This is a genomic window from Janthinobacterium sp. J1-1 (assembly GCF_030944405.1).
Lineage (GTDB): Bacteria > Pseudomonadota > Gammaproteobacteria > Burkholderiales > Burkholderiaceae_D > Janthinobacterium.
This window is the reverse complement of record NZ_CP132339.1, coordinates 1,600,227-1,621,011: the sequence shown is the minus strand read 5'-3', so window position 1 is coordinate 1,621,011 and position 20,785 is coordinate 1,600,227. Positions and strand designations below refer to the sequence as shown.

Below are 20,785 nucleotides of genomic sequence, written 5' to 3'. Positions count from 1 at the left end.
TCAGACCCTGCCATGGCTGATGGGCAGGATGCGCGACAATAATAGCAAACCATGGGAGCGATATGAAAAACTTGTCACCACAGCCACGCCTGTTTTATGGCCTGTGGCCCGATGCGGCCACGCGTGGCGCCTTCGCCGCGCTGCAGCCGGCCGCCGGCGGCACGCCCTCGCACGCCGACAAGCTGCACCTGACCATGGCGTTCCTGGGCCAGCGCGAAGCGCACGATTTACCGGTGCTGCAAAGCATCCTCGACGAGGTACCGGCCAGCGCCATGACCTTGTGTTTCGACCATTACAGTTATTTTCCCAAAGCCGAGCTGAGCTGGGCCGCGCTGCGCGAGACGCCGCCGGCACTGCTGGCGCTGCGCGCCGCGCTGATGCAAGAGCTCGCTTGCGCCGGCCTGGCGCCCGCCTTCGAGCACGACCGTTTTACGCCGCACGTGACCCTGGCGCGCAAGGCGGGCCCGCCCCCATCGGCGCCGTTTTCTCCCATCACCTGGCAGGCCGGCGAACTGGTGCTGGTCGAGTCAATCAAGAGCAGCGGCGACTACCATATCCTGGCCAGCCGGCGGCTGGGCTAAGATGTCGGCCTGTGGCTGGCGCAGGCTTTTCAGCGCATGCGCGGCGGCCACCATGCCGAAGCTGGCCGTGACCACTACGCTGGAACCGAAGCCGGCGCAGTTCAGGCCGGTGACGCCGGCGGCCGCGCCATCGCCACTGATCTCGCAGGCGTCGCCAGTCTCGGGCGTCGTTAATGGCTCCATCGAAAACACGGCGTCGACATTGAACTTGTTTTTCACGCCGCGGGGAAAACCGTAATCGGTGCGCAAATGCTTGCGCACGCGCTTGAGCAGCGGTTCCTGTTCCGTTTTCGCCAGGTCGCGCACGGCGATCAGGGTCGGGTCCGTCTGCCCGCCGGCGCTGCCGATGGTCAGCATCGGCAGGTTGCGGCCGCGGCAATACGCGATCAGCGCCGCCTTCGAGCGGGCATTGTCGATGGCGTCGACCAGGTAATCGAAATGCTGGCCGCCCAGCAATTGCTCCAGGTTATCGGGGGCAATGAAATCTTCGACTTGCGTGACCTGGCAAAACGGGTTGATCAGGCTGATGCGTTCGGCCAGGGCCGTGATCTTGGCCTTGCCGATGGTGTCGCTCATGGCCTGGATCTGGCGGTTGATATTCGACTCGGCCACGTTATCGAGGTCGATCAGGGTCAAATGTCCGACGGCGCTGCGGGCCAAGGCTTCGACGATCCAGGAACCGACGCCGCCCACGCCGATCACACACACATGGGCGGCGCGAAAGCGCGCCAGTGCCGGCGCGCCATACAGGCGGGCGATGCCGCCGAAGCGCCGTTCAAAATCGATCTCGGTCAAGTCCGGGGAAATAAGTTCATGGGTGGAGGTATGCATGGCGCCATTTTAACGGACACGGCGCTGACGGATATTCTAAAATGACCGACACTAGCGTTCGGCAGGCAGCGACTGTCGCCGCGCCCCAACACTGCACAACATCGATTAACAGGAAAGCACACCATGACCGTCCCGCTGTTCGACTCCGTTCCCGGCTTTGACCAGCCGATTGCCGTGCTCAAGCATTGCCACGACAAGATCCGCAAGCAACTGACGACCCTGCAAAACCTGCTGGCCTACCTGCCCCAGCAAGGCAATACGATCGCGGCGCAGCAGGCGGCCAAGGCGGTGCTGCAATACTTCAACAAGGCCGCCCATCTGCATCACGATGATGAAGAGCAGGACCTGATGCCGATGCTGCAAGCGACCGCCAGCGGCGCGGACGCCGCCCTGCTGGCCACCCTGGTGCCGGAAATCCTGGCCGACCATCAGCGCATGGACCAGGCATGGTCCACCCTGCGCCCGCAGCTCGATGCGATTGCCGCCGGCGCCAGCACCGAGCTGTCGACCGATGGCGTAAACGCCTATGTGGACGCCTATCACGCGCACATGAGCAAGGAAGAAAGCCAGCTGGCGCCGATGGCCAAGCGCCTGTTCAGCGCGCAGCAGATGGAGCAATTGGGTACGGCCATGCAGCGCCGGCGCGGGATTGCGCCGGAAGAGGCACCGGCAGCGGCCGACCCTGCCGCCGCCCTGGCCGCCATGCGCACCGATTACCTGCATTCCAGCCTGTCCGAAGCCGATGTGCTGGCCGACCCGGTGGCGCAATTCCAGAAATGGTTCGATGAAGCGCTCAAGGCACAGGTCGGTGAACCGAACGCCATGACCTTGTCCACCGTCAGCCCTGAAGGCAAGCCCAGCTCGCGCATCGTGCTGATCAAGCAATTCGACGCACGCGGTTTTACCTGGTACACGAATTACAACAGCGAAAAAGGCCAGCAACTGGAGCACAACCCGCAGGCATCGCTGCTGTTTTTCTGGCGCGAACTGGAACGGCAAGTGCGTATCGAAGGCACGGTGGTAAAGACCTCGGCCGCCGAGAGCGACGAATACTTCAATGTGCGGCCCTTGCAAAGCCGCCTGTCGGCCATCGCCTCGCGGCAAAGCGCGACTATCGGCAGCCGCGCCGAACTCGAAGCCAATTTTGACGCCGTGGCGGCCGTCGCCGGTGACACGCCGGCGCGTCCCGCGCACTGGGGCGGCTACCGCCTGCGGCCGGAACGCATCGAATTCTGGCAGGGCCGCCGCTCGCGCTTCCACGACCGCATCGTATTTACCCGTGGCACCGACGGGGCCTGGAGCATGGAGCGTCTGCAACCGTAGTGCAGGCGCAGAGCAAACCCATCAATATGGGTGTAGGCTATGAGGGGTAGGATCTGAATAATATTGTTGTTCAATTAACGGCCGCCGACGCGGCCGCTTCATTGGAGGCTATCTTGTTTGTTCAAAACCAACTCAAGTCCTGGATAGACGGCATGCGCAGCAAGGCTGCCTTGCCGCTGCGCATAGAGCTGTGGAACGGCCAGCACGTCGACCTGTCCAGCGAAGCGCCGCGCGTCACCATCCGCCTGCCCACGGTCGCCTCGGCCCGCTACCTGCTCAACCCTTCGCTGGCGAACCTGGGGTCGGCTTATGTGGAAGGCAATATCGAGGTCAAGGGCACGGCCCAGGACATGATTTCCATCTGCAATGCGCTGGCGCGCAACACCCTCAAGCCGGAGGGCAAGCTGGCCCGCATCGTGCGCAGCTTTACGCACGACAAGAGCAAGGACGCCGAAGCGATCCGCTATCACTACGATGTGTCGAACGACTTCTACCAGCAGTTCCTCGATCCGGCCCTGGTGTATTCCTGCGCCTACTTCGAACACGGCGATGAAACCCTGGCGCAGGCGCAAGTCAAGAAGATCGACCATATCCTGAAGAAAATCCAGTTGCAGCCGGGCCAGAGCCTGCTCGATATCGGCTGCGGCTGGGGTGCGCTGGTGATCCGCGCCGCGCAGCAATATGGCGCCCGCTGCGTCGGCGTGACCCTGTCGGAAAACCAGTACCAATTGGCGCGCGCGCGTGTGGCACAGGCCGGCCTGGAACACCTGGTCGAAATCCGCCTGCAGGACTACCGCGACGTCACGGGCCAGTTCGACCGCATTACCAGCGTCGGCATGTTCGAACACGTGGGCCTGAAGCACTTGCCCGATTATTTCTCCATCATTAACAAACTGCTGGCGCCGGAAGGCATGGCGATGAACCATGGCATCACTTCCACCGATCCGGACAATGGCGAAACGCCGTACGGCGGCGGCGAGTTCATCGAAAAATACGTGTTTCCGCATGGCGAACTGGCGCATATCGGCAATGTGCTGAAAACCATGCAGCAAGGCGGGCTGGAAGTGCTGGACGTGGAAAACCTGCGCCGCCACTATGCGCGCACGTGTGCGCTATGGACGGAAAACTTCGAAGCGCATGCCGAGCAGATCCGGCCGCTGGCGGGCGAGCGCCGTTTTCGCATCTGGCACGTCTACCTGGCCGGCTGCAGCTATGCTTTCGAGCAAGATTTGATCAGCCTGTACCAGATCGTCTGCGTCAAGGCGGGCCGGCGTTCCACTACCCTGCCGTGGTCGCGCAACTACATGTACGACGCGCAAGCGATCGCGCTGCCGCCACAGGCGCCCGTGCTGGCCCATTAACCTGATTTGGCCAGGCTGGCGTAGATGGCGCGAAACTGGTCGACCTTGGGCACCGCCACCAGTGCGCAATAACTGAGCAATGGGTGGCGCGCCACATAATCCTGCTGCGCGTCCTCGGCCTGATACCAGGGCGCGGCCGGCAGTACTTGCGTGACGATGGGCGCATCCCATACGCCGGCCATCTCGGCGATCACCTGGCGCGCCACCGCTTCCTGCCGTGCCGACTGGGCAAAGATCACGGAGCGGTACTGCGGTCCGACGTCATTGCCCTGCCGGTCGACGGTGGTCGGATCGTGGCTGGTGAAAAACACTTCCAGCACGTCGTGGTAGCTGACGATGGCCGGATCGAATGCCAGCCTCACCACCTGCGCGTGCCCCGTGTCGCCCGTGGCCACCTGCTCGTGCGTGGGCTGCGGCAAGTGCCCGCCGGCATAGCCGCACGCCACCGCCGTCACGCCGCGCACCTGGCGGTAGACCGCGTCCAGGCACCAGAAACACCCGCCACCGAGTACCGCCACCTCCATCTGTTCGCTCATCTCGTACTCCCAGGTCGTTCATTATTCGCCATGACAATCTTGCTTGTTCCACCACTGTAGCGCAAACCCGCGCCGCCTGCCGCCAGCGTGCAACTTGCCTTTCCAGCCATGCTTGCGCCGTATCGGTGATTTTTTGGCATAATGTCGGCAAACAGACAGGTCTCCCATGAACACACTTTCTCCCCGCGCGCCGGCGCAAGCATTCGATACACCTCATTTCCGACAGGCATTGTCGCAATTTGCCACCGGCGTGACGGTGATCACCACGCGCCTGGCCGACGGCACATTTCGCGGACTGACGGCCAGTTCCTTCAATTCCGTGTCGCTGTCGCCGCCGCTGGTGCTGTGGAGCCTGGGCGAGGCGGCCAACAGCATGCCCATCTTCAGCGGCAACTCGCATTATGTGATCAATGTGCTCGGTGCCGGCCAGGCCGAACTGGCGCAACGTTTTTCGCGCCGTACGCCGAATCCCTTCGACGACGTGGAATACGAACTGTCGCGCACCGGCCAGCCCATCCTGAAAGGCGCCTCCGCCTGGTTCGAATGCCATAACCGCAGCCGCTACCCGGAAGGCGACCATGTCATCTTTGTCGGCGAAGTCGAGCAATGCGCGTATACGGCCCAGCCGCCGCTGATTTTCCATCACGGCAAGTTCAGTACCCTGCCCGAGTAAGGCGCAAAAAAAATCCGCCAGCTGGCGGATTTTTTTCGACTGCAGCTAGCTTAGAAAAACTTGTAGCCGATGCCGACGCTGACGGCGGTCGGGTCCAGCTTGATATTCTGCGTCTGGCCGGTCGAGAACTTGGCCGTGGTTTTCAGATACGTCTTGATGATGCCCACGTCGGCGAACCAGCGCTCGTTAAACGCCAGGGTGGCGCCCAGCTGGATGCTGCCGGCCAGCTTGTTTTTCAGGCGGTAGGTCGATGCAGGTCCACCCGGATCGAGCAGGGCCGTCATCGCGCCCGAACCGCGTTCCTTCTGGAAGTAGGCATACGTCAGACCGGCGCCCACATAAGGACGGATCATGGTGTTGGCCTCGAAGAAGCGGTACTGCATCAGAAAGGTCGGCGGCAGCACTTCCGAGGTGCCCAGCTTGCCGGTGCCCTTGATCGCGCCATCACCCATCAGGTCATGCTTGTACGGCACGCCCAGGTGCAGCTCGGCCGAAATATTGTCGGTGACCATATAGGCCAGGGTCAGGATCGGCTTGGTGTCGGACTCGACGTCGGCCTTGGTGTTCGGCAAGGCCGGCGCCGTCATGTCGCCGCTGGTGACATGCGGGGTGATCTTGTTGAGGCCGACCTTGGCGGTAAAAGTACCGGCGCTTTGCGCGGAGGCCGCCGACGCCAGCGTCATGGCCGCGATGGCCGCCAGCAACTGCGCCGCGCTATTGAAACGTTTGTTCATGTTGTCTCCTGATTCATCATGTGCGGATAGTGGACTATCCAGTCATTCCTTCAGGCGCCCCGGCATGGCCGGGGCGCTGCCCGATTACAGCCAGCCGCGCGTTACCATGTCTTTGGCCACATAACGCGCCAGCAACAGGTTGTTGAACGGCGAAGGATGCACATCGTCGGCATAGGAGTAATGGCTGACGTCGCCGGCGATCAGGTTGCTGCCGTTACACACCAGCGAGCTGCCCAGCGGATTTTTGGCAGCGGTCAGGTCGCAGGCAGGCTCCTTGACGTTGGTCAAACCATACGGACCAGGGTTGCTGGCCTGGTCGTGGCTGACGGCAAACACGTCGACCAGCAGGACCTTGTCATTGGCGGCCAGGCCGGTGCTGATCTGGGTATTGAAGGCGCTCACCATGGCATTGATCAAGGCCTTGGTATTGGCATCCTTGCTCAGGCCCGAAGGCGTATTGGCCACGTCCGGCAGGTTGTTGACGACCACGTGGGTCGCGCCCTTGGCAATGATCTGGTCTTTCACCAGCGCCACCAGTTCCGTGCCGGCCGTGCCCATGGCGGTCACCAGTGCCGGGCCGTTGGCGGCGGCGTAGTCGGCGCCGGCCTTGGCACCGGCGGCGGTGGCGGCGGTTTGCGCAGTGGCAACCATCGGGCCATACACGGCGGCCGAAGCGACCGCCGAATTGCCTGGCTGCACAGCAGCGGCGCCAACGGCGGCCGTCACGATGGTGGTCGAGGTGGCGCCTGGCGCCGCGCTGGCCGTGCGGACGGCCGCGGTAATCGCGGCGCCGGCGGTGGCAGGATTGGTGGCGCCGGCGGCCAGCAGCGGAATCAGGGTGCTGGCAAACGTGGCGCTGCCGGCGGCGGTGCCGGCGGCCGTGGCGGCCGCTTGCAGGGAGCCCAGCTGGAACAGCAAGTCATTGCCGCCCGCCATCACGAACACCACTTCGGTGCCGCTGAACTTGCCGCCCGATGCCGCCAGGTGGTTGGCGATCTGGGTGGTCACCGGCACGGTCAGGGCGCCCAGCGCGCTGCCCGTCAATTTGTTGTTCGGGCCGACCGGGTTGGTCACGCGCGAGCCGCCCATGGCATAACCGAAGCAGCCGGCTTTCTTGACCGATGGCACGAAAAAGCCCTGGGCCACATTGCCGTCCAGGCCGGTTTGCGCGGCGCACGGTGCCGGCAGGCCGAATTGCGCGGCCAGGTGCTCGGTCCAGTTCTTGCCGGTCAGTTCGGGATTGATGGCGGTATTGTCGCCGTTGATGGTGAATTTGCCGCCTTTCAGGGCAGCGACCGTGCCGACCGCATACGAGCCGACGTCGGACAGGCTGTCGCCGAACGAGACTTGTGCCGTGTATTTGACTTTCAGGGTCTGGTCGCCGCCGCCGGAGCCGCCGCAACCGGCCAGGACAGCCGCTGTCAGCGCGGCAAGCGCGAATTTGGTGTATTGCATTTTGTCTCCTAATGGTCTTTTTTTGGTTTACAAACGAACGGGCGTGCTATTCGCTACCCAACTAATATGCCATCGTTCCGTACGCTTGTATAGAAATTACGCTTGAAAAAACAGCCAAATTACAACACCTCTTTCCCTACCGGCAAGACTGGGCGATACGACCAATTATGGCGCAAGAGTACTGATTCGTGGCAATGATTTGTATTGCGTTGCATCAAGAAAAAGCCCCTGACGGGGCTGGTTTCAGACGCTGAGAAATTGCTGCAGGATGCCGGTTGAGCCGAATGCGGCGCGGCGCAGGCGGTCATTGACGCCCAGCCAGGCGGGGCCGGTGGGCGGTGCTTCCACCAGGATCAGCTCGGCGCCGACCTGGTCCATCGTGCGCAGCGAGGCGTACAGCGCGTGTGCGTAGGAAGCGGGGTCCGCCTCCAGGCGCACGCTGGCCGACGCCGGCGGCAAGTCCGAGTAATGAATCAGCGCCACCCGACGCCCGGCATTGAGCAGTTGGTTCAGGGTTTCGCCCAGCAGGTCGCCGTGCTGCATCGCAACAGGAGTATGTGGCGCATAGTGCGAATCGAGCGTGCCGGAGGCGCGCGGCGCGGCCGCGTCGGGCAGGGCCGGCAGCTGGCCGATCACCGCCGCGATCTGCTCGCCGCTGATATGGCCGGGACGCAGCAGCACCGGACCATGCGTGGCCAGGCGCGACAGGTCGACGATGGTCGACTCGATGCCCACTTCGCTCTGGCCGCCGTCGAGCACCGCGCCCAGCAAGCCGCTGGTCAGCTCCGCCTCGAACTCATCGCGCACATGCTGCGCGGTGGTTGGGCTGACATTGCCGAATTTGTTCGCCGACGGCGCCGCCACACCACCGTTGCCGCCCTTGAAAGCGGCTAGCAAGGCGATAGCCACCGGGTGCGAAGGACAGCGCAAACCGACCGTATCCTGGCCGCCGGACACCGCATCGGGAATCTGCGCGGCGCGCTTGACGATCAGGGTCAGGGGCCCCGGCCAGAATGCGGCCACCAGTTGCGTCGCTTCCACCGGCAAGTCGTCGCACCAGTGCGCCAGGTCGGCGCCCGGCGCCACGTGCACGATCACCGGGTGGTCCGACGGGCGGCCCTTGGCCTGATAGATGCGCGCCACGGCGGCCGGATTTTCCGCGTCCGCGCCCAGGCCATACACGGTCTCGGTGGGAAAGGCCACCAGCGCGCCCGCTTCCAGCAAGGCAGCGGCGGCCATGATCGACTGCTGCTCGCTCACGGCGCAATTCCCAGGATCAGGCAGGCATCGCGCAAGCGTGCTTGCGCTTCCGGCAAGGTCGCAGCGACCAGCGTCAGATGGCCCATCTTGCGGCCACGGCGCGGATCGTCCTTGCCGTACAGATGCAGGCAGGCGCCCGGCAGCGCCAGCACCTGGTCCCAGGCAGGTTCACGGATGGCATCGCTGTCGTCTGCGAACCAGGCGTCGCCCAGAATATTGAGCATCACCGCCGGCGAGTGCTGGCGTGTGTCGCCCAGCGGCAAGCGCGCCATCGCCCGCACCTGCTGCGCGAACTGGCTGGTGACGCAGGCGTCCATCGTGTAATGGCCGCTATTGTGCGGCCGTGGCGCCATTTCGTTGACCACCAGCGAACCGTCGGCCAGCACGAAAAATTCGATGCACAGCACGCCCACATAACCGAGCTCGGCCACCATGGCCTGCGCCGCCCGCTGAGCTTTCGCGGCGCAGTCGATTGAGACGTTCGGACCCGGCACGGTGGTGGTAAACAGGATGCCGTCGCGGTGCACGTTTTCGGCGATCGGATACACCACCGAGTCACCATCGACGCCGCGCGCCGTCAGCACCGACACCTCATAGGCCAGCGGCAGCATTTTTTCCAGCAGGCAGGTGACCTGACCCATCTCGGCAAACGCGGCGCGCACCTCGTCGCGCGACTTCACGCGGACTTGCCCCTTGCCGTCATAGCCCATGCGCACGGTTTTCAAGATACCGGGCAGCAAGTCGTCAGGAATCGCGGCGATATCGTCCTCGCTGGCGATCACCTGGTGCGGCGCCGGCAGCACGCCGGATTTCCCGGCGCAATCGACAAAGAAACGTTTTTCGGCGATGCGGTCCTGCGCCACCGACACGCCATGCGCGTTCGGCGCGACAAACACGCTGCCGGCCAGGCGCGACAGGCTGTCGGCCGGCACGTTTTCAAATTCGGTGGTCACCGCCAGGCATTGCGCGGCCAAGGCATCCAGGCCGGCGGCATCGCTGTAGCCGGCGTTGACCAGGCGCTGCGCGACCTGGCCCGCAGGACAGGCGTCCGATGGCTCAAGGACTGCCACCTGGTAGCCCATGCCCTGGGCCGCCTGGGCGAACATGCGGCCCAGCTGGCCGCCGCCCATCACGCCCAGCCAGGCGGGCGGGTTGGCGGTGGGCAGGAAGGGAGAGGACTGCGGATCGAAAGAATTGCTCATTTATTCCAGCGGTAAAGTCATCGCCTTGGCGGCGTCGGTTTGCGTGACACGGAAGGCTTCCAGCTGCGCGGCCAGTGCGTCGTCATTGGCGGCGATCATCGCCACCGCCGTCAGCGCGGCATTCGCGGCGCCCGCTTCGCCGATGGCGAAGGTGGCCACCGGCACGCCCTTGGGCATCTGCAGGATCGACAGCATCGAGTCTTCGCCGCGCAGGTATTTCGAGGGCACGGGCACGCCCAGCACCGGCACGATGGTCATCGCGGCCACCATGCCAGGCAGGTGGGCCGCGCCGCCGGCGCCGGCGATAATCGCGCGCAAGCCACGCGCACGCGCGCTTTTCGCATACGCATACATTTCGTCGGGCATGCGGTGCGCGGAAATGACCTGCGCCTCGAACGGCACGCCGAACTGTTTCAGGATGGCGACGGCGTTCTGCATCACGTCCCAGTCCGAGGACGAGCCCATGATCACGCCGACCAGTGGTGTTGGTTGATCAGTCATCTCAGGCCTTCAGCTTCTCGCCGGTCAGGCGCTCGATGGCTTCGAAGTACTTGGCCTGGGTCTTGTCGATCACGTCGGCCGGGAGTGCCGGCGCCGGCGCCGTCTTGCCCCAGCTCAATGTTTCCAGATAGTCGCGCACGAACTGCTTGTCGAACGATGGCGGCGACATGCCGGGCTGGTAAGAGTCGGCCGGCCAGAAGCGCGAGGAATCGGCCGTCAGCACTTCGTCCATCAGATGCATCACGCCATCGTCGTCCAGGCCGAATTCAAATTTGGTGTCGGCAATGATGATGCCGCGCGTGGCGGCGTAGTCGGCGGCCGCCTTGTACAACTGGATGCTGACGTCGCGCATTTTGGCGGCCAGTTCCGCGCCGATGCGCTGTTCCATTTCAGCAAAGCTGATGTTTTCGTCGTGCTCGCCCAGCTCGGCCTTGGCGGCCGGCGTGAACAGCGGTTCCGGCAGTTTTTCAGCCTGTTGCAGGCCGGCCGGCAGCTCGATGCCGCAGATGCTGCCCGTGTCCTGGTAATCTTTCCAGCCCGAACCGATGATATAGCCGCGCACCACCGCCTCGACCATGATCGGTTTGAGGCGCTTGGCCACCACCGCGCGGCCTTGTACCTGCTCCACTTCCTCAGGCGCCACCACCGATTCAGGCGCCACGCCCGTCAGGTGGTTCGGCACGATATGGCCCAGCTTTTCGAACCAGAAGTCGCTCATCTGATTGAGGACCTTGCCCTTGCCGGGAATCGGCTCGTTCATGACGACGTCGAAGGCCGACAGGCGGTCGGTGGTGACGATCAGGATCTTGTCGTCGCCGACGGCGTAGTTGTCGCGCACCTTGCCGTGGCCGAGCAGTGGCAGGGAATGGATGGAGGTCTGATAGAGGCTGTTCATAGCGGAGGGAGTGGTTGGATGAAACGAAACATGAAGCGAAACCGGCGCGCAGGACAGTCGCCCGCCGGTCGAGAACAACGGGCCAGGATCAGTGTCCGGGCCCGTTCCAGACAAGATTTTACTTCACAATCTGCGACAGTTCGCCGGCCTTGTAGCGCTCGGCCATTTTTTCCAGCGGAATCTGTTTGATTTTCGACGCCTGGCCTTCGCAGCCAAACTGCTGGAAGCGGGCGCGCACGATCTGCTCGGCAGCCAGGCGGGCTGGTTTCAGATAGTCGCGCGGGTCGAATTTGGACGGGTTCTGGAACATGAACTGGCGAATCGCGGCCGTCATCGCCAGACGGATATCGGTATCGATATTGATCTTGCGCACGCCGTGACGGATGCCTTCCTGGATCTCTTCGACCGGCACGCCATAGGTTTCCTTCATGTCGCCGCCGAATTCACGGATGATGGCAAGCAATTCCTGCGGCACCGACGAGGAACCGTGCATCACCAGGTGGGTGTTCGGGATGCGTGCGTGGATTTCCTTGATGCGGTCGATGGCCAGGATTTCGCCGGTCGGCTTGCGGGTAAACTTGTAGGCGCCGTGCGAGGTGCCGATGGCGATCGCCAGTGCATCGCACTGGGTGCGCTGCACGAAGTCGGCCGCTTGCGCCACGTCCGTCAGCAATTGCTCGCGGGTCATCGTGCCTTCGGCGCCGTGGCCGTCTTCCTTGTCGCCCTTCATGGTTTCCAGCGAACCCAACACGCCCAGTTCGGCTTCGACGGTGACGCCGATGGCGTGCGAGAACTTCACCACTTCGCGCGACACTTCGACGTTGTATTCGTACGAGGCGACCGACTTGCCGTCCGCTTCGAGCGAACCGTCCATCATCACCGACGAGAAGCCGGAACGGATGGCGGCCATGCAGATCGCCGGCGACTGGCCGTGATCCTGGTGCATCACGACCGGAATATGCGGATAGGCTTCGATGGCGGCGTCGATCAGGTGACGCAGGAAGGCTTCACCGGCGTACTTGCGCGCGCCAGCGGACGCCTGCATGATCACCGGCGAGTTCAGCGCGTCGGCGGCAGCCATGATGGCCTGCACTTGCTCCAGGTTGTTGACGTTGAAGGCCGGGATGCCATAGCCGTTTTCGGCGGCGTGGTCCAGCAATTGACGCATGGATACGAGAGACATGGTAATACTCCAGATAACAATAGAAACTGTGGCGACGCTTCGCGGCAGGGTGAGCCGCGCCGGCGTCTGCTAATTTTCACAAACGTCTGACAGAACCGTAGCGAGCGGCAGCGAGTTGCGGCCGAGAAGCGCAGCTGTACTTTAGTACAGTGAGCATCGCAGGCTGCAAATCGCGACGCGCAGTAGGTTATGTCAGGCGTTTTCAGTCGTATTCGCCCACGCGTACGATCTTCAGAGCATTGGTGCCGCCGGCCTGCCCCATCGGCGAGCCCCAGGTGACGACGATCATGTCGCCCTTTTTGACGATGCCATTGGCGACCAGCAAATCTTCGGCCTGTTTCAGCACTTGTGCGCTGCTGCCGTTCTGCAGCAGGTGGTAGGCGCGCACATTGCGGTACAGGGCGGCCTTGCGCTGCGTGGTCACGCTGGGCGTCAGGGCAAAAATCGGGGTGTCGATGCTGTGGCGGCTCATCCACAGCGGGGTCGAACCGGACTCCGTCATCGCCACGATGGCTTTCACGCGCAGGTGGTGGGCCGTGAACAGCGCGCCGTAGGCGATCGACTGGTCGATGCGGGTAAACGTGACGTTCAGGAAGTCCGCATCGAGCTTGTTGTATTCGGACTGCTCCGCTTCGACGCAGATGGCGGCCATCATTTCCACCGTCTCGATCGGGTACTTGCCCGAAGCGGTCTCGGCCGAGGTCATCACGGCGTCGGTGCCGTCCAACACGGCATTGGCCACGTCGGACACTTCGGCGCGGGTCGGCACGGCGTTGACGATCATCGATTCCATCATCTGCGTGGCCGTGATCGCCAGCTTGTTCGAGGCGCGCGCCATCTTGATCATGCGCTTTTGCAGGGCCGGCACGGCCGCATTGCCCACCTCCACGGCCAGGTCGCCGCGCGCCACCATGATGCCGTCGGAGGCGTCGAGGATTTCCTGCAGCACCGGTATCGCTTCGGCGCGCTCGATCTTGGCGATCATCATCGGCTTGTGGTGGTAGGGCTCGCCGGCGATATTGGCCAGGGTGCGCGCCATTTCCATGTCGGTCGCGTTTTTCGGAAACGAAATGGCCAGGTAGTCGGCCTGGAAGCTCATCGCCGTCTTGATGTCTTCCATGTCCTTGGCCGTCAGCGCCGGCGCCGTCAGGCCGCCGCCCTGGCGATTGATGCCCTTGTTGTTCGACAGTTCGCCACCGATCTTGACCACCGTGTGGATTTCGTTGACGACGATGCGCTCGACGATCAGCACGATCAGGCCGTCGTTCAGCAGCAAGACGTCATCCTTGTTCAGGTCGCGCGGCAGGGCCTTGTAGTCGAGGCCGACCCGTTCCTGATTGCCCAGCTCGCCATTCTCGCCCCACTTGGCATCCAGGATGAACTTGTCGCCCGGTTCCAGCTGGATACGGCTGTTTTCAAACTTGCCGACGCGGATCTTCGGACCCTGCATGTCGGCCATGATGGCCACTTCGCGGCCGCATTCTGCCGCCGCCTGGCGCACCAGCGCCGCGCGGTCGATATGGTCTTGTGCCTTGCCATGGGAAAAATTCAAACGCACCACGTCGACGCCCGCCCGTATCATCTTGACCAGAATGGCCAGGTCGGTGGAGGCGGGGCCGATGGTTGCTACGATTTTTGTACCGCGTGGCATAGGATTCCTTGTGCGTGAGCAAGAGGTTGGAACATATCGAGGCTAAAAAACTGCGCCCCGGCAAGGTAAAAGCGCAGCGGTCAGGCTGCGCTTGGTGCGTACTTACTTTACAGCGGCCCTGTCTTAGCCGGCGCGCTGGACCAATACTTCGACTGCTGGCAAAGTCTTGCCTTCCAGGAATTCCAGGAAGGCGCCGCCGCCGGTCGAGATATAGCTGATTTTATCGGTAATGTCATATTTTGCAATCGCCGCCAGGGTGTCGCCACCACCGGCGATCGAGAACGCTTTCGACTCGGCAATGGCCAGCGCCAGCGTTTTCGTGCCATGGCCGAACTGATCGAATTCGAATACACCGACCGGACCGTTCCAGACGATGGTGCCGGCAGCGCCAATCTGTTCGGCCAGCAGGGCCGCTGTTTTCGGGCCGATATCGAGAATCATGTCGTCGTCCGCCACATCGGCCACGTCCTTGACGGTGGCCGTCGCGGTTGGCGAGAATTCCTTGGCGCATACCACGTCGACCGGAATCGGCACTTGCGCGCCGCGCTGGGCCATGATCTCGATGATGGCCTTGGCTTCATCGACCAGTTCCGCTTCCACCAGCGACTTGCCTACATTCAAGCCGACCGCCTTCATGAAGGTGTTGGCGATGCCGCCCCCGACGATCAGGTTATCGACCTTGTCGGACAAGGCCTTGAGGATGGTCAGCTTGCTCGACACTTTGGAACCGGCAACGATGGCCAGCAGCGGCCTGGCCGGCGCATGCAGCGCCTTGCCCAGCGCGTCCAGTTCGGCGGCCAGCAGCGGGCCGGCGCAGGCGACCGGGGCGAACTTGGCGATGCCGTGGGTGGAGGCTTCGGCGCGGTGGGCGGTGCCGAAGGCGTCGTTGACATAGATATCGCACAGCTTGGCCATTTTTTGCGCCAGTTCATCGCTGTTTTTCTTTTCGCCCTTGTTGACGCGCACGTTTTCCAGCAGCACCACCTGGCCGGCGGCCAGGGATTCCAGGCCGGCGCCGTCGATCCAGTCCTGTTTCAATTCCACTGCCTGGCCCAGCAGTTCCGACAAACGGACCGCGACCGGCGCCAGGCTGTCGGCCGGCTTGAATTCGCCTTCGGTCGGACGGCCCAGGTGCGAGGTCACCATGACGGCGGCGCCAGCGGCCAGTGCGGCGCGGATCGCCGGCACCGAGGCGCGGATGCGGGTGTCTTCAGTGATCTTGCCACTGTCATCTTGCGGCACGTTCAGGTCGGCGCGGATGAATACGCGCTTGCCTTGCAGGGCGTTTTGGTCGATCAAATCTTGCAGACGGATGAAGTTGAGAACAGCTGACATGGCGATCCAGATGACGAGTGGAAGGAAGTGCGCTATTTTACCGCAAGCACCAGCGCAATTCGCTGATTTGTCCCGCTTTACTGAAAAACATGCAACAAGCGCAATCCGGTGAAAACCAGCATGCCGAACACGATGGTTTGCAGCATATTGCGCCGTATCAAATAAAAAATCGTCGCGGCAATACCGGACAGCAGTTTCAAATTGAACAGGTCGAGCTGTACCTGGGCGCCATCCATCAGCAGGTCGGGCGCGATAATCGCCGCCAGCGCGCAGGCCGGCGCAAAGCGCAGCATCTCGTTCACGCGGCGCGGAATCGTGATGTGATGGCCCACCAGCCAGAAGGTGCTGCGGGTGGCGGCCGTGGCCAGCACCAGCACCACGATGGTGGCCCATACGTCAAAACTGTCCAGGTTGATTGCGTCAGCCATGTTTTTTCGTCCATTTTTCCGTCAGTTCTTCCACCGCCATGGCGGTGACCATGCCGGCCAGCACCGCTACCAGCAAGCCCAGCTTGTACGGCAGGCGGAAGGCAGCCACCGCCACCGCGCCCGACACCAGCACGCCGCACAGGGCCGCGCGGCCCGGCACCAGCGGCACTGTCACGCAGATGATGGCCAGGGTCCCGGCAAAGCCCAGGCCCCATTCGGCCGGCACCGCGGCGCCGAGGAAAATGCCGGCCAGCGAGCCCACCTGCCAGGCCGTCCAGTTCGGGTAGATCAGGCCTTTCAAAAACGGCACCTTGCCCGGATCGGGCGTTTCCAGCGGGTAGCGCTGCAGGAACAGGCCGACCGCGATATCGCCCGAAATATAGCCGAGCGCAAGACGCTGGCGCCACGGCAGGTGGGCAAAATGGGGCGCCAGCAGGGCCGAAAAGATCACGAAACGCAGGTTGACCACCAGCGCGGTGGCAAAAATCACCCAGATCGGCGCGTGCGCGGCCAGCAGCGGCAAGGACGCCAGCTGGGCAGAACCGGCAAACACCAGCAGGGTCATCACGCTGGCCTGCGTGACCGTCAGGCCGCTTTTCACCATGGCGATGCCGACCACCATGCCCCAGGCGGCGATGCCGATCAAGGTGGGTGCGCCCAGCAGCAGGCCTTCGCGGAACGACTGGCGTTGCACGGTGGTGCTCAAACGGCGCTCCGGCCGGCAAAGTGTAGTATTCGCACAACGATGGTGCAGGCCAAGGGCATCGCGCGCGGCGATGAAAAGACGGTATCAGGGTTCATGGTGGCGGCATGCACGCGCGCTTTTCGGGTGAAAACGGCGGCTTGCCCTAGCGGATCAAGCCGCCATTCTACGGATGAATTTTACTGCCTGCGCGAATCCGTTAAAATCGTGCTTTCGCCGCAGTTGTATCGCACCTTCATTTTCACCATAACTTATACCTTAGCCTCACGGAGCATGACAAGATGACAAACACCACCCAGCCAGCGGTCGAACTCGACGGTAAAGACCTGCCAGCCCACTGCCCTAACCCGGCCATGCCGCTGTGGTCGTCGCATCCGCGCGTGTTCCTGGAGTTTGATAGCCACGGCGTGGCCAAGTGCCCCTACTGCGGCACCGCCTACACCCTGAAGCCAGGCGCCAGCGCCGGCCACCACTAATCCGCCCAGCCGCCCAGACCGGAGTCGTCATGAAAAGTGTGAAGGAATTGAATGGCAGCGCCGCCGAAGTCGAAGCGGCTTTCTATGATGCCCTCAACCGCGCCGACCTCGATGCGCTGATGGCGCTGTGGGCCGACGATGAGGAAATCGTCTGCATCCACCCGGGCGGCGCGCGCCTGATCGGCCATGCCGCCATCCGCGCCTCGTGGGAAGCCGTGCTTGCCGGGGGCGGCCTGCATATCCGGCCGACCCAGCTGCATGAAACGCATAACCTGATGAGCTCGGTCCACACGGTGGTCGAGGGCGGCACCGCCAGCGAAGGCACGCCCGCGCATTTGCTGGCCACCAATGTCTACGTGAAAACCCCGCGTGGCTGGCGCATCGTGCTGCACCATGTCTCGATCGCCCCCGGCGGCGCACCATCGGACGCGGCCGGAGCGCAGATCCTGCATTAACCGTCGATGAACTACCGCGCGCCTTTCTGGTTGCCTGGCGGCCATCTGCAAACCATCGTGCCGGCCACCTGCCTGGCCAAGCCGGCGGTGGCGTTCCGGCGTGAACGCTGGCAGGCGCCCGACGGCGATTTCGTCGATGTCGACCTGGTCGACGGCCAGCCGGGCCTGCCCTTCGTGGTGCTGTTCCACGGGCTGGAGGGTTCATCGAACAGCCATTACGCGCGCGCCCTGATGGCGCAAGTGGCGGCGCGCGGCTGGTCGGGCGCGGTGCCGCATTTTCGCGGCTGCTCGGGCGAGGCCAACCAGGCGCCCCGCTTCTATCATTCGGGCGACGCCGAGGAAGTGGACTGGGTGCTGCGCCGTTTGCATGCCCGCGCGACAGGCAAATTTTACGCGGCCGGCGTCTCGCTGGGCGGCAACGCCCTGCTGTGCTGGCTGGGGCAGTCGCAGCATGGCGCCGATTTCGTCGACGCGGCCGCCGCCGTCTCGGCGCCGCTGGACCTGGCGCAAGGCGGCAAGGCCCTGTCCTCGGGCGCCAACCGTTTGTATACCCGCATGTTCCTGAACACCCTGAAACCGAAGTGCCTGGCCAAGCTGGAGCAGTTTCCCGGCCTGTTCGAGCGCGAAGCCATGCTGGCCGCGCGCGACCTGCACGCCTTCGACAATGTGGTGACGGCCCCGCTGCACGGCTACCGCGACGCCGACGACTACTGGCACCGCGCCAGCGCCAGGCATGTGTTGCAGGACATCACCGTGCCGACTTTGGTGCTGAACGCGCAGAATGATCCGTTTTTACCGGGGCAATATCTGCCGCGCCTGGCCTCGCCGGCCGTGACCCTGGATTATCCGCGCCACGGCGGCCATGTCGGCTTCAGCAATAGCAGCCTGGACTGGCTGCCGCGACGCTTGCTGCAGTTCTTCGAACAGGGCAGCGCGGCGCCACCGTTGGCGCAAAGCTGTCAGGCTGGCGCCATCACCGCTCTCAAGGAAGTTGCTGAACATGGATGAACTCGTCAAACAGGCGCTGGCCAAATGGCCGAACGTACCGCATTGCTACGGCTGGCTGGGGCTGGACGCGCGCGGCCACTGGCGCATGCGCGACGAGCGCGCGCAGCAATTGCAGCTGCCCGGCGACAAACTGGCCCATGCGGCCCTGATCGGCTTTATCAACCGTAACTATGATCACGATGAACGCGGCTGCTGGTTTTTCCAGAACGGCCCGCAGCGCGTCTACCTGAACCTGGAAGCGACGCCGTTTATCGCGCGCAGCGACCCGCAGCACGGCTTTGTGCTGCAGACGGGCGCACCCTTGCCGGCCATCGATGCGGCGTTTCTATGCGACAACGGTACGCTGATCCTGCAACACGGCGAGATCGTCGCGCAACTCGACGACCGCGACATGGCGCAGGTGGTGGGACAGTTGCGCCTCGACGGCAAGGCAGTCAGCGACGAAGCCTTGCTGGCATGGCTGGACAGTGGCGCCGGCGCCTTGACCTTGCTGCATGGCGGCCAGGCGATCCCGGTGCGGCCGCTGGCGTACGCCGAAGTGCCACAGCACTTCGGTTACCAGAGAGTACCGCAGCCGGCCTGATCAGGACTTCTCCGCTTCCAGCTGTTCGCGCCGCTTCTTCTGCAGCTCGCGTTCGCGCGCGTCGATCACGGCCTGGTCATAAAAGGTGGCGTCGGTCGACTTGCGGGCGATCGTCAGCTGGTCCAGCGCGGCCATGGTGGCGCCCTGCAGCACATACGATTCGGCCAGCGCGATATGCTGCAAGGCCATCTTGCCCTGGGTCGAATAAGCTTTGGCCAGCAAGTCGTACAGTTCCGGCTCTTCCTTGTAGAGCTGCACCTGGTCGCGCAGGTAGATGGTCGCCTGGTCGAGCTGCTTGTCGGCGATCAGCGCTTCCGCATACTGATAGGCAATCCCGCGCGACAGCGGAAACTGGTGGCGCGCCGCATCGGCCGCCTTCACCGCCAGGGGCGCCACTTCCGGCTTTTGCGCCGGCATCAGCAGCACTTCCAGCGCCAGTGCCGCCAGCAGCGAATTGGGGCCCTGCGTGCCGCCCGACGTCAGCACGTTCGGCCCGGCCGGCTTGTGCAAGGCCGCGTTGGCCGCATCGAGTTCGGCCTGCGCCTCAAGCGTCTTGCCCTGCTTGATGGCGACAAACGCCAGGCCATAGTGGGCCGCCGTCACCTGGAAACGGCTTTGCTGTTCCAGCTGGGTCCTGAAGGTTGCTTTGGCGTTCAGCAAACCCTGCATGCTTTCATCCTGCAGCACGCGGGCACGCGCGCGCGCCAGGTGGAAGTTCAGGCTGTCGGCCCGCTGTTTGTACGGCTGCTCGCGGATGCGCGCCTGGATGTCGGCGATGCGGTCGGTGGTCAAAGGGTGGGTTTGCAGATAGGCCGGCATCAGATCGCTGTACGAACGGCTGGCCGCCTGCATGCGGCCAAAGAAGGCCACCATGCCGGTGGTGTCGAAACCGGCTTCGCCCATGATCTGGAAACCGATGCGGTCGGCCTCGCGCTCGGCGTCGCGGCCAAAATTGAGCTGGCGCTGGATCGCCAGGCCCTGGCCGGCGGCAAACACGCCCATCGCCACGTCGCCCCCGGCGCGCGACGCCAGCGCAGCCAGCAGAATCGCCGCCAGCGGCATCAAGGCGTCCTGGCGCTGCTGGCCCAGCATGCGCGCGATATGGCGCTGCGCCACATGGCCGATCTCGTGCGACAGCACGGAAGCGAGTTCCGCCTCGGTCTGCGCCGCCAGCAACAAGGCCGAATGCACGCCGATAAAGCCGCCCGGCAAGGCAAACGCATTGAGTTGCGGATCGCGCACGACAAAAAAGAAATAGTCGTAGCTGGTTTCGCCGCGCACGCTGGGCCGCGCCGCCACCAGCGCATTGCCGAAGGTATTCATGTATTCCAGCAAGGGCGCATCATCGAGATAATCGCGGTCGCCGCGGATGCTGCGAATGATCTCTTCGCCAACCTTGCGCTCCATCGCCGGCGACAAATCCTGGCGCGACGCGTCGCCCAGATTGGGCAAATTCGGCGCGGGCGCCACCGGCAGCGGCGTCCACTTGCTCTCGGGCTTGTTTGGCGTGGCGGCGGCGGCGCCATACACGCCAGGCTTGGGCTCCTGCGCCAGCGTCCATGGCGCGGCCAGCAGCAACGCCAGCGCACTGGCGCGCAAGGAGATCATGGG

Annotated in this window: 22 protein-coding genes; 8 read left to right on the top strand and 14 right to left on the bottom strand. The window is 63.6% G+C overall.

What is annotated here, in order from left to right:
• Positions 1-62: 62 nt before the first annotated feature.
• On the top strand, positions 63-581 hold the full coding sequence (locus Q8L25_RS07330; protein ID WP_308924229.1) for a 2'-5' RNA ligase family protein: 519 nt from the start codon (positions 63-65) through the stop codon (positions 579-581).
• Here the strand turns inward: Q8L25_RS07330 and tcdA are convergent.
• A complete protein-coding gene (tcdA, locus tag Q8L25_RS07325) occupies positions 528-1,412 on the bottom strand; it encodes a tRNA cyclic N6-threonylcarbamoyladenosine(37) synthase TcdA (protein ID WP_308924228.1) in 885 nt (294 codons plus the stop codon). The two genes, Q8L25_RS07330 and tcdA, sit on opposite strands and share 54 nt — an antisense overlap.
• Before the next feature lie 123 nt (positions 1,413-1,535).
• Between tcdA and pdxH the strand changes: the two genes are divergently transcribed.
• Together pdxH and Q8L25_RS07315 are read left to right on the top strand one after the other, a co-directional pair.
• The gene (pdxH, locus tag Q8L25_RS07320; RefSeq protein ID WP_308924227.1) at positions 1,536-2,735 is read left to right on the top strand and encodes a pyridoxamine 5'-phosphate oxidase; all 1,200 of its coding nucleotides are present in this window, start codon (positions 1,536-1,538) and stop codon (positions 2,733-2,735) included.
• A gap of 113 nt (positions 2,736-2,848) precedes the next feature.
• Complete coding sequence (locus tag Q8L25_RS07315) at positions 2,849-4,096, top strand: cyclopropane-fatty-acyl-phospholipid synthase family protein (protein ID WP_308924226.1); 1,248 nt, start codon at positions 2,849-2,851, stop codon at positions 4,094-4,096.
• Here Q8L25_RS07315 and msrA read toward each other — a convergent pair.
• On the bottom strand, positions 4,093-4,632 hold the full coding sequence (msrA, locus tag Q8L25_RS07310; RefSeq protein ID WP_308924225.1) for a peptide-methionine (S)-S-oxide reductase MsrA: 540 nt from the start codon (positions 4,630-4,632) through the stop codon (positions 4,093-4,095). The genes Q8L25_RS07315 and msrA overlap by 4 nt on opposite strands.
• 166 nt (positions 4,633-4,798) lie before the next feature.
• On the opposite strand from msrA, the gene Q8L25_RS07305 reads away from it, so the two are divergent.
• Positions 4,799-5,305, top strand: a complete 507-nt coding sequence (locus tag Q8L25_RS07305; RefSeq protein ID WP_308924224.1) for a flavin reductase family protein — start codon at positions 4,799-4,801, stop codon at positions 5,303-5,305.
• A 50-nt stretch (positions 5,306-5,355) separates the two neighbouring features.
• On the opposite strand, the gene Q8L25_RS07300 is transcribed toward Q8L25_RS07305, so the two are convergent.
• From Q8L25_RS07300 to Q8L25_RS07250, 11 genes are all read right to left on the bottom strand, one after another.
• Entirely contained in the window at positions 5,356-6,039 is a 684-nt protein-coding gene (locus tag Q8L25_RS07300; protein ID WP_308924223.1) for an OmpW family outer membrane protein, read from the bottom strand.
• A gap of 84 nt (positions 6,040-6,123) precedes the next feature.
• The gene (locus tag Q8L25_RS07295; protein ID WP_308924222.1) at positions 6,124-7,494 is read right to left on the bottom strand and encodes an SGNH/GDSL hydrolase family protein; all 1,371 of its coding nucleotides are present in this window, start codon (positions 7,492-7,494) and stop codon (positions 6,124-6,126) included.
• 243 nt (positions 7,495-7,737) lie between these two features.
• Positions 7,738-8,733 (bottom strand): L-threonylcarbamoyladenylate synthase, encoded by a 996-nt coding sequence (locus Q8L25_RS07290; protein WP_308925679.1) that lies wholly within the window; start codon positions 8,731-8,733, stop codon positions 7,738-7,740.
• 17 nt (positions 8,734-8,750) lie between these two features.
• On the bottom strand, positions 8,751-9,956 hold the full coding sequence (locus Q8L25_RS07285) for a 5-(carboxyamino)imidazole ribonucleotide synthase (RefSeq protein WP_308924221.1): 1,206 nt from the start codon (positions 9,954-9,956) through the stop codon (positions 8,751-8,753).
• Complete coding sequence (purE, locus tag Q8L25_RS07280; RefSeq protein WP_308924220.1) at positions 9,957-10,457, bottom strand: 5-(carboxyamino)imidazole ribonucleotide mutase; 501 nt, start codon at positions 10,455-10,457, stop codon at positions 9,957-9,959. It abuts the gene before it with no gap.
• Between the two features lies 1 nt (position 10,458).
• Positions 10,459-11,352 carry a phosphoribosylaminoimidazolesuccinocarboxamide synthase gene (locus Q8L25_RS07275; protein ID WP_308924219.1) on the bottom strand — a complete coding sequence of 298 codons (894 nt, stop codon included), beginning with the start codon at positions 11,350-11,352 and terminating at the stop codon, positions 10,459-10,461.
• Positions 11,353-11,470: 118 nt separating this feature from the next.
• Positions 11,471-12,535: a class II fructose-bisphosphate aldolase gene (fba, locus tag Q8L25_RS07270; protein ID WP_308924218.1), complete on the bottom strand. Its 1,065-nt coding sequence runs from the start codon at positions 12,533-12,535 to the stop codon at positions 11,471-11,473.
• Between the two features lie 202 nt (positions 12,536-12,737).
• Positions 12,738-14,186 carry a pyruvate kinase gene (gene pyk / locus Q8L25_RS07265; protein WP_308924217.1) on the bottom strand — a complete coding sequence of 483 codons (1,449 nt, stop codon included), beginning with the start codon at positions 14,184-14,186 and terminating at the stop codon, positions 12,738-12,740.
• Between the two features lie 123 nt (positions 14,187-14,309).
• Positions 14,310-15,521 (bottom strand): phosphoglycerate kinase, encoded by a 1,212-nt coding sequence (locus tag Q8L25_RS07260; protein ID WP_308924216.1) that lies wholly within the window; start codon positions 15,519-15,521, stop codon positions 14,310-14,312.
• Between the two features lie 77 nt (positions 15,522-15,598).
• The gene (locus Q8L25_RS07255) at positions 15,599-15,949 is read right to left on the bottom strand and encodes an AzlD domain-containing protein (RefSeq protein WP_374694242.1); all 351 of its coding nucleotides are present in this window, start codon (positions 15,947-15,949) and stop codon (positions 15,599-15,601) included.
• Entirely contained in the window at positions 15,942-16,655 is a 714-nt protein-coding gene (locus tag Q8L25_RS07250) for an AzlC family ABC transporter permease (RefSeq protein ID WP_308924215.1), read from the bottom strand. Before Q8L25_RS07250 ends, Q8L25_RS07255 begins: the two co-directional genes overlap by 8 nt.
• A 278-nt stretch (positions 16,656-16,933) precedes the next feature.
• On the opposite strand from Q8L25_RS07250, the gene Q8L25_RS07245 reads away from it, so the two are divergent.
• Genes Q8L25_RS07245 through Q8L25_RS07230 form a run of 4 tightly spaced genes read left to right on the top strand, consistent with a single transcriptional unit; the run spans position 16,934 to position 19,174 of the window.
• A complete protein-coding gene (locus Q8L25_RS07245; RefSeq protein ID WP_308924214.1) occupies positions 16,934-17,128 on the top strand; it encodes a zinc-finger domain-containing protein in 195 nt (64 codons plus the stop codon).
• A 29-nt stretch (positions 17,129-17,157) separates the two neighbouring features.
• Entirely contained in the window at positions 17,158-17,583 is a 426-nt protein-coding gene (locus tag Q8L25_RS07240; protein ID WP_308924213.1) for a nuclear transport factor 2 family protein, read from the top strand.
• Positions 17,584-17,589: 6 nt separating this feature from the next.
• Positions 17,590-18,591: an alpha/beta fold hydrolase gene (locus tag Q8L25_RS07235; RefSeq protein ID WP_308924212.1), complete on the top strand. Its 1,002-nt coding sequence runs from the start codon at positions 17,590-17,592 to the stop codon at positions 18,589-18,591.
• Positions 18,584-19,174, top strand: coding sequence for a DUF2946 family protein (locus tag Q8L25_RS07230; protein ID WP_308924211.1), 591 nt, complete (start codon positions 18,584-18,586; stop codon positions 19,172-19,174). The genes Q8L25_RS07235 and Q8L25_RS07230 overlap by 8 nt, the downstream gene beginning before the upstream one ends.
• Here the strand turns inward: Q8L25_RS07230 and Q8L25_RS07225 are convergent, their stop codons facing one another.
• The gene (locus tag Q8L25_RS07225; protein ID WP_308925677.1) at positions 19,175-20,782 is read right to left on the bottom strand and encodes a M48 family metalloprotease; all 1,608 of its coding nucleotides are present in this window, start codon (positions 20,780-20,782) and stop codon (positions 19,175-19,177) included. It abuts the gene before it with no gap.
• Positions 20,783-20,785 lie beyond the last annotated feature (3 nt).

Bases quoted from the DNA above. Each gene is read 5' to 3' on its own strand.
- Q8L25_RS07330 (WP_308924229.1), top strand. From the start codon at position 63: ATGAAAAACTTGTCACCACAGCCACGCCTGTTTTATGGCCTGTGGCCC.
- tcdA (WP_308924228.1), bottom strand. From the start codon at position 1,412: ATGCATACCTCCACCCATGAACTTATTTCCCCGGACTTGACCGAGATC.
- pdxH (WP_308924227.1), top strand. From the start codon at position 1,536: ATGACCGTCCCGCTGTTCGACTCCGTTCCCGGCTTTGACCAGCCGATT.
- msrA (WP_308924225.1), bottom strand. From the start codon at position 4,632: ATGAGCGAACAGATGGAGGTGGCGGTACTCGGTGGCGGGTGTTTCTGG.
- Q8L25_RS07305 (WP_308924224.1), top strand. From the start codon at position 4,799: ATGAACACACTTTCTCCCCGCGCGCCGGCGCAAGCATTCGATACACCT.
- Q8L25_RS07300 (WP_308924223.1), bottom strand. From the start codon at position 6,039: ATGAACAAACGTTTCAATAGCGCGGCGCAGTTGCTGGCGGCCATCGCG.
- Q8L25_RS07295 (WP_308924222.1), bottom strand. From the start codon at position 7,494: ATGCAATACACCAAATTCGCGCTTGCCGCGCTGACAGCGGCTGTCCTG.
- Q8L25_RS07290 (WP_308925679.1), bottom strand. From the start codon at position 8,733: ATGGCCGCCGCTGCCTTGCTGGAAGCGGGCGCGCTGGTGGCCTTTCCC.
- Q8L25_RS07285 (WP_308924221.1), bottom strand. From the start codon at position 9,956: ATGAGCAATTCTTTCGATCCGCAGTCCTCTCCCTTCCTGCCCACCGCC.
- purE (WP_308924220.1), bottom strand. From the start codon at position 10,457: ATGACTGATCAACCAACACCACTGGTCGGCGTGATCATGGGCTCGTCC.
- Q8L25_RS07275 (WP_308924219.1), bottom strand. From the start codon at position 11,352: ATGAACAGCCTCTATCAGACCTCCATCCATTCCCTGCCACTGCTCGGC.
- fba (WP_308924218.1), bottom strand. From the start codon at position 12,535: ATGTCTCTCGTATCCATGCGTCAATTGCTGGACCACGCCGCCGAAAAC.
- pyk (WP_308924217.1), bottom strand. From the start codon at position 14,186: ATGCCACGCGGTACAAAAATCGTAGCAACCATCGGCCCCGCCTCCACC.
- Q8L25_RS07260 (WP_308924216.1), bottom strand. From the start codon at position 15,521: ATGTCAGCTGTTCTCAACTTCATCCGTCTGCAAGATTTGATCGACCAA.
- Q8L25_RS07255 (WP_374694242.1), bottom strand. From the start codon at position 15,949: ATGGCTGACGCAATCAACCTGGACAGTTTTGACGTATGGGCCACCATC.
- Q8L25_RS07245 (WP_308924214.1), top strand. From the start codon at position 16,934: ATGACAAACACCACCCAGCCAGCGGTCGAACTCGACGGTAAAGACCTG.
- Q8L25_RS07240 (WP_308924213.1), top strand. From the start codon at position 17,158: ATGAAAAGTGTGAAGGAATTGAATGGCAGCGCCGCCGAAGTCGAAGCG.
- Q8L25_RS07235 (WP_308924212.1), top strand. From the start codon at position 17,590: ATGAACTACCGCGCGCCTTTCTGGTTGCCTGGCGGCCATCTGCAAACC.
- Q8L25_RS07230 (WP_308924211.1), top strand. From the start codon at position 18,584: ATGGATGAACTCGTCAAACAGGCGCTGGCCAAATGGCCGAACGTACCG.
- Q8L25_RS07225 (WP_308925677.1), bottom strand. From the start codon at position 20,782: ATGATCTCCTTGCGCGCCAGTGCGCTGGCGTTGCTGCTGGCCGCGCCA.